Origin of the sequence: Pseudomonas sp. Y39-6 (assembly GCF_023651955.1) — a bacterium.
Lineage (GTDB): Bacteria > Pseudomonadota > Gammaproteobacteria > Pseudomonadales > Pseudomonadaceae > Aquipseudomonas > Aquipseudomonas veronii.
The window spans coordinates 7010836-7021566 of the sequence record NZ_CP069594.1; the positions used below are offsets into that span (position 1 = coordinate 7010836).

Below are 10731 nucleotides of genomic sequence, written 5' to 3' on the forward strand. Positions count from 1 at the left end.
GATTTTAAAGCGGTAAAACAAATCGTTTCATAGCCCTTTCAGGCCACCTTCCCGTTTTACCGGGAAGGACATCAGACTAGTCGAGACTGGCCTTAATGGTTCTCTTCGTGCGCCATCGACAGGTAGACGATGGTCAGCATCATGAAGATAAACGCCTGCAGGGTGATGATCAGGATGTGGAACACAGCCCACGCCCACTGCAGAACAACGCCCAGGCCGCTAAGCCAGAGCAGACCGCTGCCGAACATCACAGCGATCAGAATGAACACCAGCTCGCCGGCATACATGTTGCCGAACAGTCGCAAGGCCAGGGAGATCGGCTTGGCGACCAGGGTCACGAATTCCAGCAGGAAGTTCACCGGGATCAGCAGGGCTTGAACGAAGATGTTCTTGCTGCCGAACGGGTGCAGGGTCAGTTCGCCGATGAAGCCGCCGATGCCCTTGACCTTGATGCTGTAGAAAATGATCAACGCGAACACCGACAGGGCCATGCCCAGGGTGGCGTTAGGGTCAGTGGTGGACACCGCACGGAATGGAATGTGGTGATCGCCAGTGATCAGGATGGCCAGTTGAGGAATCCAGTCGACCGGAATCAGGTCGACGGCGTTCATCAGGAACACCCAGACGAAGATGGTCAGTGCCAGCGGTGCAATCACCGGGCTACGGCCATGGAAGCTGTCTTTCACGCTGCCATCGACGAATTCGACCAATACTTCAACGAAGTTCTGCAGGGCACCCGGTTGACCGGAAGTCGCCTTCTTTGCCGCCATGCGGAAAATCAGGACGAAAATCAGACCCAATGCGACCGACCAGCCCAGAGTATCCAGGTGGAAAGCCCAGAAGCCCATTTCTTTGGCTTCTGCTGCGGTGTGGGCGAAGCCCCAGCCGCCGTTGGGAAGCTGACCGAAGGTCAGGTTCTGCAAGTGGTGCTGGATATAGCCCGAAGCGGTTGTTTCTGCCATGGTTGCCTCAAACGCCCTAAGGTTTCGAAAGTCTTGTTTTCATTAGCAGGGGAGCGAACCAGCTGACCAGTTGGGTCAACACGAAGACGCTGAATACAGCCAGCGGCGCCAATGGCTTCACACCTGCAAAGGTCAGTGCAAACAGCACTGCCGTCAAAATCAATTTCCCCGCCTCGCCGGCATAAAAAGACCGGACGATGGCCTGGGCTGCTCGGGCGCCGGAAAACCGAAAGGCCCTGTGAGCAAAATACATATTGGGCAGCAAGGCTATCAGGCCTCCGCAGAGTCCCGAGTATCCCGCTACGACTCCATGCCAGTACCAAAGCGCCAGTGCGGCGATCAGCAAAATGACAAATTGCGCCAATAGAACCGGGAAAACGGCCAAGCGATGGAACGACGACGTGTTTGGCGTGCGGGTTTCCACCACTCTTGCTCCTCAATGGTCGGCTGCCGGAAATCAATAACTTGGCATAATTTGTGCCGACAAAATGCGCGCAGAGTATAGGGGCGGTTCTGCCCCTATTCAACTGTCAGGTAGTGATTTCCGATCACACGCTACATAAGCAATTGTTTCAGCGGATGTGGGCAAGAACACCCTGAAGCTCATCTAGCGAGTTATAGCCGATGACCAGTTGGCCTTTACCCTTCTTGCCATGCCGAATTTGCACCGCAGAGCCCAGGCGCTCGGCCAGGCGCTGTTCGAGACGCGCGATATCCGGATCAGTTTTGACCGCTTCGACCGGTGCAGGTTTACCACTGAGCCACTGTCGAACCAGGGCCTCGGTCTGACGAACGGTGAGGCCCCGTGCGACAACGTGTCGCGCCCCTTCAACCTGTTGATTTTCCGGTAAACCGAGCAAAGCACGCGCATGCCCCATTTCGAGGTCGCCATGGGAAAGCATCGTCTTGATGACTTCCGGCAGTGCGATCAGGCGCAGCAGGTTGGACACGGTCACGCGGGATTTACCCACGGCATCGGCCACTTGTTGCTGGGTCAGCTGGAATTCCTGCTGCAAACGCTGCAAAGCGATCGCTTCTTCGATCGGATTGAGGTCTTCGCGCTGGATGTTCTCGATCAACGCCATGGCGATGGCGGTTTCATCCGGCACATCGCGCACCATCGCCGGGATGGTTTCCTTGCCGGCCTGTTGGCTCGCGCGCCAGCGGCGTTCGCCAGCGATGATTTCAAAGCGGCCGGCGCCAATCGGGCGGACCACGATCGGCTGCATCACGCCCTGGGCCTTGATCGAGTTGGCCAGTTCTTCCAGCGCCTGCGGGTCCATGTCCCGGCGCGGCTGGTATTTGCCGCGCTGGATCAGGTCCAGCGGCAGGTGCTGCAGCTCGCGCTCGTCGGCCTGTACCGCTTGTTCTTCAAGGGTCGTGACAGTCGGACCACTCAGCAGTGCATCCAGTCCACGTCCGAGACCTCGTTTCTTGACGGCCATGGGGTTTCCTTAAGTTGGCTGGGCTGCAGCGGTACGGGAGTTGCGGCGTTGACGACGAACCATCTCGCCGGCCAATGCCAGGTAGGCAATGGCGCCACGCGAGGACTTGTCATACGCCAGCGCGGGCATGCCATAGCTTGGCGCTTCGGCCAGGCGGATGTTGCGTGGGATCACGGTGTCGTACAACTGATCGCCGAAGTGTTCCTTGAGCTGCGCCGACACATCGTTCATCAGGCTCAAGCGCGGATCGAACATGGTCCGCAGCAGGCCTTCGATCTGCAGGTTCGGGTTGAGCAGTTCGGCGATGCGCTTGATGTTATCCACAAGGTCGCTCAAGCCTTCCAGTGCGTAGTACTCGCACTGCATGGGGATAATCACGCCATCGGCGGCCACCAGCGCATTGAGCGTCAGCATCGACAGCGACGGCGGGCAGTCGATCAAGATGTAATCGTAATTCTCGCGGATCGGCGCCAAGGCGCTGCGCAGACGGCTTTCTTTCATCTGCATTTCCAGCAGCACCACTTCCGCCGCCGTCAGGTCGCGGTTGGCCGGCAGCAGTTGATAACCGCCGTGTTCGGAATAGTGCATGGCCTGGGCCAGGTCGCACTCGCCGATCAGCAAGTCGTAGACCGAGTTTTCCAGGCCGTGTTTATCCACACCGCTACCCATGGTGGCGTTGCCCTGTGGATCGAGATCGATCAACAGCACCCGGCGCTTGGTCGCGACCAGGGATGCTGCGAGGTTGATGCAGGTGGTGGTTTTACCCACGCCACCTTTCTGGTTCGCTATCGCGAATACCTTAGCCATTCTTGCTTGTGTTCCCAATCATGCCGTGCGGCGCAGTATCAGCAGATGGCGTTGGCCTTGGCAACCGGGTACGGCCAAGGCGTGTTCGCTATCGAGGTGGAAGTCTGCCGGCAATGCTAACAGCTCGTCGCTTGGATGAACGCCCTTCATTGCCAGCCAACGTGTGTCGCGGTCGCCTAAGTGGCGGGTCCAGTTGCTGAAATTCTCCATGCTGCTGAAAGCCCGGGAAACAATTCCGTTGAAAGGCTGCGGCGGCGTGAAGGCTTCGACGCGACTGTGGATAACTTGCAGGTTGTCCAGCTTCAGTTCGAGTTTGACCTGGGTCAGGAAGCGGGTCTTCTTGCCGTTACTGTCCAGGCAGGTCACTTGCGACTCGGGAAACAGGATAGCGAGCGGAATGCCAGGCATCCCGCCGCCGCTGCCGACATCGAGCCAGTGGCCGTTTTCGATGAACGGCATCACGCTCAGGCTGTCGAGCAAGTGGCGCGAGACCATTTCGTCGGGGTCGCGCACCGCCGTCAGGTTGTAAGCCTTGTTCCATTTGATCAACAGGGCCAGGTAGCCGAGCAGCAACTCGTGCTGGGCGGGGCTCAGGTCGACACCCAACTGGCGTGCTCCTGTGGATAACTCTTCGGCGTGTTGCGAGGTGACCAACGAACTCAAGCGCTTTGCTCCAACTGACGGCCCGCGCCGCGTTTTTTCAAATGAATCATCAACAGCGAAATGGCTGCCGGGGTGACACCGGGGATCCGTGAAGCCTGGCCCAGGGTTTCCGGGCGAGTTATCCCCAGCTTGCTTTGGATTTCTTTCGATAGCCCGGAAATCCCGGTGTAATCGATATCCACAGGCAGCTTGGTGTCTTCACTGGCGCGCAGGCGAGCGATCTCGTCCTGCTGGCGATCGATATAACCGGCGTACTTGGTTTTGATCTCGACCTGTTCGGCGACCTGCGGATCGTCTGCGCCGCCGCCGGTCACTTCAATCAGACCAGCGTAGTCGATTTCCGGACGGGACAGCAGGTTCAGCAGGTTGTACTCGTGGGTCAGCGGCGTGCCGAATTTTTCGGCGATCGCGTCGCCCTGCTCGGTACCCGGGCGAACCCAGGTGCTTTTCAGGCGCTGCTCTTCCAGGTCGATACTTTCGCGTTTCTTGCAGAAAGCCGCCCAACGCGCGTCATCCACCAGACCCAACTCGCGACCTTTTTCGGTCAGGCGCAGGTCGGCGTTGTCTTCGCGCAGGATCAGACGGTATTCCGCTCGCGAAGTGAACATCCGGTACGGTTCCTGGGTACCCAGGGTGATCAGGTCGTCGACCAACACGCCGATATACGCTTCATCGCGACGCGGGCACCAGCTGTCTTTGCCCTGCGCGCGCAACGCGGCGTTGGCCCCGGCCAGCAAACCTTGGGCGCCGGCTTCTTCGTAACCGGTGGTGCCATTGATTTGCCCGGCGAAGAACAGACCGCCGATCACTTTGGTTTCCAGGCTGTATTTCAGGTCACGCGGGTCGAAATAGTCGTACTCGATGGCGTAGCCGGGACGCACGATGTGCGCGTTTTCCATGCCGCGAATCGATTGCACGATCTGGATTTGCACGTCGAACGGCAGGGAAGTGGAAATCCCGTTCGGGTACAGCTCGTGAGTGGTCAAGCCTTCGGGCTCGATGAAGACCTGGTGGCTTTCCTTGTCGGCAAAGCGGTGGATCTTGTCTTCGATCGACGGGCAGTAACGCGGGCCGATGCCTTCGATCACCCCGGAATACATCGGCGAACGGTCGAGGTTCGCGGCAATGATTTCGTGGGTGCGCGCATTGGTGTGGGTAATCCAGCAGCTCACCTGTTTCGGGTGCTGCTCTTTCGAACCCATGAACGACATCACCGGAATCGGCGTATCGCCGGCCTGCTCGGTCATCACCGAGAAATCCACCGAACGCCCATCGATCCGCGGCGGCGTACCGGTTTTCAGGCGACCGACCCGCAGCGGCAGTTCGCGCAGGCGTTGTGCCAGGGCAATCGACGGCGGATCGCCGGCGCGGCCACCGGAATAGTTCTGCATGCCGATGTGGATAAGTCCACCGAGGAACGTGCCGGTGGTCAACACCACGGATTCAGCGAAGAAACGCAGGCCCATCTGGGTAACAACACCGCGGACCTGGTCTTGTTCGACGATCAGGTCATCGGCTGCCTGTTGAAATATCCACAGGTTCGCCTGGTTTTCCAGGGTTTCGCGTACCGCCGCCTTGTACAGGATGCGGTCGGCTTGTGCCCGGGTCGCACGCACGGCTGGGCCTTTGCGGCTGTTCAGCACACGAAATTGAATACCCCCTTTGTCGGTGGCCATGGCCATCGCGCCGCCAAGGGCATCGATTTCCTTGACCAGATGGCTTTTGCCGATGCCGCCAATGGCAGGGTTGCAACTCATGGCACCAAGGGTTTCCACGTTGTGCGTCAGCAACAGGGTTTTTGCACCCATGCGTGCTGAGGCCAGTGCTGCCTCGGTACCGGCATGACCGCCGCCGATGACGATCACTTCAAAACGGGAAGGGAAATCCACCACGCACCTCGTGCCTGCTTATGTAGGTAATTAGGAATTGATTGATTGAGCTGGTTTTAGAGCTTTGGCGGCCAGTATAGGGACTTAGCCCTTCCTAAAGAACCCTTTGCACAAAATTTAACCAGCTGTGGATGAATCACAGACAATAGAAATTAAAAGAGAGAAAGATATTAAATCTTTGTTTTTATGTTTATTTATACTGAGCCTAATTTCTGTGGATAGATTGCTACAGCCCTTTATTTACGTAATGTACAGAGATTCAAAAGTCTGTGGTCATGTGTCCATGAGCGGCGTGGATAAGTGCTTTAAGCCTGTGGATTAAACAGGCGGTTATCCACAGAGGGGTTTTCGCTCAGGTTTCAAGCCCTGTTATCAACCGGGCACAGGCGCGGTTATTCACAGGGCTTAATCCACAGAAATTGCTGCGCCAACGCAAATCGCGCCCACGGTGAGGCCACCAATGGCTGGCTCAGGAGTGCAGAAAGAGAGGAAATCGGCTGAAACAAGAGAAACAGACAGGCACGAATGGCCTGTCTGTGGACAACGAAGGTCTATTTACCGATACAGAAGCTGGAAAAGATCCGCCCCAGCAGGTCATCCGAGCTGAATGCCCCGGTGATCTCGCCCAATAGCTGCTGCGCCTGGCGTAAATCCTCAGCCAACAGCTCACCGGCGCCAGCCAAGGTCAGCTGCGCCCGACCATGCTCCAGGGCCGCGCTGGCATGGCGCAGCGCCTCCAGGTGCCTGCGACGGGCGCTGAAGCTGCTTTCCGACGTCTGCTCATAGCCCATGCAGGCTTTGAGGTGTTCGCGCAGCAACTCCAGGCCATCCCCGGCCGACTTGGCACTCAGGCTGATCGTGACGTGGCCATCCTCACTGGTTTCCATGGCAATGGCTTCGCCAGTCAGGTCAGCCTTGTTGCGGATCAAGGTGACTTTGGCCGGGTCGGGCCGTTGCTCGAGGAATTCCGGCCACAGGGCAAAAGGGTCCACCGCCTCTGGCGCAGTGGCGTCTACCACCAGCAGCACACGGTCGGCTTCGCCGATGGCCTTGAGGGCGCGTTCCACGCCGATCTTTTCCACCTGGTCGTCGGTGTCACGCAGCCCGGCCGTATCGACGACGTGCAGCGGCATGCCGTCGATGTGGATATGTTCGCGCAGGATATCCCGGGTGGTGCCGGCAATCTCGGTGACGATCGCCGCTTCACGGCCGGCCAGGGCATTGAGCAGGCTGGATTTGCCCGCATTGGGGCGCCCGGCAATCACCACGGTCATGCCGTCGCGCAACAACGCGCCCTGCCCGGCTTCGCGCAGTACTGTGGATAACTCGTCGCGGACTTTATCCAGCATCGCCAACACATGGCCATCGGCGAGGAAGTCGATTTCTTCTTCCGGAAAATCAATCGCCGCCTCCACATAGATGCGCAGGCTGATCAGTTGCTCGGTCAAGTTATGCACGCGCAGGGAAAACGCGCCCTGCAGTGAGCGCAAGGCGTTGCGCGCCGCCTGTGCAGAACTGGCCTCGATCAAATCGGCAATGGCTTCGGCCTGGGCCAAGTCGAGTTTGTCGTTGAGGAATGCACGCTCGCTGAATTCTCCCGGCCGGGCCAGGCGACAGCCCAGTTGCAGGCAGCGCTGCAGCAGCATATCCAGCACGACGGGGCCGCCGTGACCCTGCAATTCAAGGACGTCTTCACCGGTAAAGGAATTCGGCCCCGGGAAATAGAGGGCCAGGCCTTCGTCCAGCACCTGGTTATCCGCATCCAGAAACGCGCCGTAATGGGCGTAGCGCGGTTTCAACTCACGACCGCTGATGGCCTTGGCGGCCATACCGGCGAGCGGCCCGGAAATTCGAACGATACCGACACCGCCGCGACCTTGGGCGGTAGCGACAGCAGCGATGGTTTCACGAGGAGCGCTCATCAGCAGGTTCCAGAACAAAAGTGACGGAAAGCAAAACGCCCCACTAGGGGGCGTCTTGAGTGGTTATCCACAGAGTAAGTTACGCCGCGGCTTTTTTGGTAGCCGCTTCGATCTTACGTGTGATGTACCACTGTTGAGAGATCGACAACACGTTGTTGACCACCCAGTACAGCACCAGACCAGCCGGGAACCACAGGAAGAAGAAGGTGAAGATGATTGGCATCATTTTCATTACCTTGGCCTGCATCGGATCCGGCGGAGTCGGGTTCAGGCGCTGCTGGATGAACATGGTCGCGCCCATGATGATCGGCAGGATAAAGAACGGGTCTTTGATCGACAGGTCAGTTATCCACAGCATGAACGGTGCCTGGCGCATTTCCACGCTTTCCAGGAGTACCCAGTACAGCGACAGGAATACCGGCATCTGCACCAGAATCGGCAAGCATCCACCCAGCGGGTTGATCTTCTCTTTCTTGTACAGCTCCATCATGGCCTGCGACATTTTCTGCCGGTCGTCGCCATGTTGTTCTTTCAGCGCGGCCAGTTTCGGGGCCACGGCACGCATGCGCGCCATCGACTTGTAGCTGGCGGCCGACAGTGGGAAGAAGATCCCCTTGATCAGCATCGTCAGGAAGATGATCGAGAAGCCCCAGTTGCCGACGATGCTGTGGATATGTTGCAGCAGCCAGAAGATCGGCTGGGCAATGAACCACAGGATGCCGTAATCCACAGTCAGTTCCAGACCTGGGGATAACTCTTTGAGCACTGCCTGGCTTTTCGGGCCGGCGTACAGGGTCGCGGTGGTTTCAGCCTTGCCGCCTGGAGCAACGGTCAACGTCGGGCCAGTAAAGCCGATGATGTAGTTGCCCTGGCTGTCCTTGCGGGTCTGAACCAGGTTGGCTTCACCCTTGTTCGGGATCCACGCGGTCACGAAGTAGTGTTGCAACCAGGCAACCCAACCACCTTGGACGGTTTCTTTCAGCGCGCCCTTGTCGATATCTTTCATCGACACTTTTTTGTACGGCTCGTTACTTGTCCACAGGGCGGCGCCCAGGTAAGTCGCGGTGCCGGTGGCAGTGCTGGAAGAAGGATCGGCGCTGCCATCACGCTTGAGCTGGGCAAACAGGTTGCCGCTCCACGCTTTGTCGCTTTCGTTGTCGATCAGGTAAGTGACCTTCAAGTCGTACAAACCGCGGGTGAAGCTGAAGCGTTTGATGTAATTGACGCCGTCGAGGCTGAATTTCAGGTCGACGTTCAACTGGTTCTGGCCGTCAGCCAGTTGATAAGTCTTCTGTTCGGTCGAATAAACCGGACGACCGGTAGCACGCGCATCCGGACCGTTGGTGCCGGTCAGGCCGCTTTGTGCCAGATAAACGCGTTCGCCGCCGTTATCGAACAGCTGGAACGGAACATCCGGATGGTCTTGGCGACGTGGATACAGCGGCAGTTTCAGCTGCGCGATATCACCACCTTGTGGATCGATAGCCAGGTCGAGCACATCCGTTTTCACATGGATGAGGTCTTTATTGGTGACAACTGGCGTTTCTACAGGGGCGCTTGTCTCGCCATTCGCGCTGGGAACATCGGCACTCGCGGACGCATTGTTACCCAGCGGGGTGTCCGGAATAGCCGGCGCAGCCTGATTGGCAGCAACATTCTGAGTCGGCAGGGCAGCTTGACCGTAGTCCTGGTTCCACTTAAGAACCATGACGTAGGACACGATTGCCAGGGCGACGATCAGGATCGTGCGTTTAATATCCATGATTACTCGGCCATCGAAGAAGAACGGGAGGTAGGGATAGGTGGAACCGGGTCATAACCACCGGGATTCCACGGATGACAGCGACCTAAACGACGAAAGGTCAGCCAGCCACCGCGCAGAAGACCATGATTTTCTATGGCCTCTAACGCGTAGCAGGAACAACTGGGGTAGAAACGACAGTGGTTGGCCATCAGAGGACTAATGGCATAGCGGTAAAACTGGATCGGAACGAGTGCCAGTTTACGCATCAAGGCTGTCTACCCCTACAGTTTCGGTGCTGACTGCTGGTGCTGGTTTGTTGGTACGCGCCAGACGTTTCCAGAGCTTGCCGAAATGCTGAATCAATTCGGGGTTTTCTACGTCCCCCAAGCCTTTGCGCGCGACGATAACAATATCCCAACCAACCAGAGTGTCCTGGTGGAGGCGAAACGATTCGCGCATCAGACGCTTGAGGCGATTGCGCTCAACGGAGAGCTTTACGCTCTTCTTGCCGATCACCAACCCGAGACGGGGGTGATCCAGATCGTTGTTACGCGCAAGGAGCAGGAGATTTTTCCCCGGAACCTTGCCGGTGGGGGAGTCAAAGACTGCCTTGAAGTGCCGGGGGGTAAGCAGACGCTTTTCCCGACTGAAGTCCTGACTCACCACCAGTACCGGATTATCAAACTGCCAGACGCGCACGACCTTTGGCGCGGCGACGCGACAGGACAGCACGGCCGTTCTTGGTAGCCATGCGAGCACGGAAGCCGTGGGTACGGGCGCGTTTGATGGTGCTTGGTTGGAAAGTACGTTTCATGGCGTTGTTACCTGGTTCGTCCACAACGGGCCGGAATGGCCCCCGTTTTAAGAGACCGGCGATTCTAGAGAAAGCAAGCCTCTAGGTCAATTTCCAACCAGCTTTTCCTTCAATTAGATCTTTACAGGCAATCCGCCCTTTTTTGTCCAGCGAGCTTCCAAGGGCAATGCCATAGATATAAAAATAAAGAAGGAAGTTATTTAAAGCTTTTCTGTAAAGCTTATAAAAGCTAGGCAGGCATTCATCTGTGGATAACTGCCTTTAGGCCTTATTCCACGTGATGTACAGAGAATGACAACACGGGGGAGAAACGGTGCTCTGCCTGTGCTGCGCTGTCGGATAAGCTGTGGGTGGAATGGGTTGTTACCCACAGGCCAGTTACCCACAGACTTTCGACCCCACTTGTGCAACGAGCTCAGGGGCGCTTATCCACAGAGCTTATGCACAGACCATTGGTCGCCTTTATTCACGTTAAGGCGTTGATT

11 protein-coding genes are annotated in these 10731 nt (G+C 57.5%); all 11 read right to left on the reverse strand.

The genetic code is table 11. The features are described from left to right. Nucleotides 1-92: 92 nt before the first annotated feature. On the reverse strand, nucleotides 93-962 hold the full coding sequence (atpB, locus tag JN756_RS32025) for a F0F1 ATP synthase subunit A (RefSeq protein ID WP_017848936.1): 870 nt from the start codon (nucleotides 960-962) through the stop codon (nucleotides 93-95). A 16-nt stretch (nucleotides 963-978) separates the two neighbouring features. Continuing rightward, entirely contained in the window at nucleotides 979-1386 is a 408-nt protein-coding gene (locus JN756_RS32030) for a F0F1 ATP synthase subunit I (protein ID WP_026140275.1), read from the reverse strand. Nucleotides 1387-1534: 148 nt separating this feature from the next. Then, entirely contained in the window at nucleotides 1535-2407 is an 873-nt protein-coding gene (locus JN756_RS32035) for a ParB/RepB/Spo0J family partition protein (protein WP_017848938.1), read from the reverse strand. A 9-nt stretch (nucleotides 2408-2416) separates the two neighbouring features. Beyond that, a complete protein-coding gene (locus JN756_RS32040; RefSeq protein WP_016978715.1) occupies nucleotides 2417-3214 on the reverse strand; it encodes a ParA family protein in 798 nt (265 codons plus the stop codon). A gap of 18 nt (nucleotides 3215-3232) precedes the next feature. Further along, a complete protein-coding gene (gene rsmG, locus JN756_RS32045) occupies nucleotides 3233-3877 on the reverse strand; it encodes a 16S rRNA (guanine(527)-N(7))-methyltransferase RsmG (protein WP_169863628.1) in 645 nt (214 codons plus the stop codon). Next, nucleotides 3874-5766 (reverse strand): tRNA uridine-5-carboxymethylaminomethyl(34) synthesis enzyme MnmG, encoded by a 1893-nt coding sequence (mnmG, locus tag JN756_RS32050; protein ID WP_057004955.1) that lies wholly within the window; start codon nucleotides 5764-5766, stop codon nucleotides 3874-3876. Before mnmG ends, rsmG begins: the two co-directional genes overlap by 4 nt. 551 nt (nucleotides 5767-6317) lie before the next feature. Next, a complete protein-coding gene (gene mnmE, locus JN756_RS32055; RefSeq protein WP_017848941.1) occupies nucleotides 6318-7688 on the reverse strand; it encodes a tRNA uridine-5-carboxymethylaminomethyl(34) synthesis GTPase MnmE in 1371 nt (456 codons plus the stop codon). 79 nt (nucleotides 7689-7767) lie between these two features. Beyond that, nucleotides 7768-9450: a membrane protein insertase YidC gene (yidC, locus tag JN756_RS32060; RefSeq protein ID WP_201021672.1), complete on the reverse strand. Its 1683-nt coding sequence runs from the start codon at nucleotides 9448-9450 to the stop codon at nucleotides 7768-7770. A 2-nt stretch (nucleotides 9451-9452) separates the two neighbouring features. Further along, nucleotides 9453-9698 (reverse strand): membrane protein insertion efficiency factor YidD, encoded by a 246-nt coding sequence (gene yidD, locus JN756_RS32065; protein ID WP_003213574.1) that lies wholly within the window; start codon nucleotides 9696-9698, stop codon nucleotides 9453-9455. Then, a complete protein-coding gene (gene rnpA / locus JN756_RS32070) occupies nucleotides 9691-10095 on the reverse strand; it encodes a ribonuclease P protein component (RefSeq protein WP_010565857.1) in 405 nt (134 codons plus the stop codon). The genes yidD and rnpA overlap by 8 nt, the downstream gene beginning before the upstream one ends. 16 nt (nucleotides 10096-10111) lie before the next feature. After that, nucleotides 10112-10246, reverse strand: a complete 135-nt coding sequence (gene rpmH / locus JN756_RS32075; RefSeq protein ID WP_003213577.1) for a 50S ribosomal protein L34 — start codon at nucleotides 10244-10246, stop codon at nucleotides 10112-10114. Nucleotides 10247-10731: the final 485 nt, after the last annotated feature.